Source organism: Staphylococcus pasteuri (assembly GCF_030547725.1).
Classification (GTDB): domain Bacteria; phylum Bacillota; class Bacilli; order Staphylococcales; family Staphylococcaceae; genus Staphylococcus; species Staphylococcus pasteuri.
The window spans coordinates 1-322 of record NZ_JAUOQO010000144.1; the positions used below are offsets into that span (position 1 = coordinate 1).

A 322-nucleotide genomic window follows, 5' to 3' on the forward strand; every position below is an offset into this window, starting at 1 on the left:
GTGTGTGACCGGCTTATTGGGTGTCGTTACTTTTGGTTATTGTTTGCATTATAAGTCTGTATTAACAACGGTAGATTTTAAGGCTGGTAAGCTTGTTTTAGATCACTTGTATGTGTTTAGTCGAAAAGAGGTGTTACTTATAGATTTGGAGAGGGTTGATGGTTTTTTTGTTGAGGAAAGCCGTGGTTGTTTTGGTTTGTTTAAATTTTCTGTTTTGCTTGTAGTTTATGAAGATGATGATGGTACTTCTAAATTTCATAAGTTGGGTGAAGCGGTAGCGGGTGACCAAGTAAAGATGGTGTGTAGTGCGATTGATTTGGTG

At 37.6% G+C, this 322-nt stretch carries 1 protein-coding gene; it reads left to right on the forward strand.

The window, feature by feature from the left end; genetic code table 11:
- Nucleotides 1-322: hypothetical protein (locus Q4528_RS13170; RefSeq protein WP_303521937.1), on the forward strand; the 322-nt coding region annotated here is incomplete at both ends.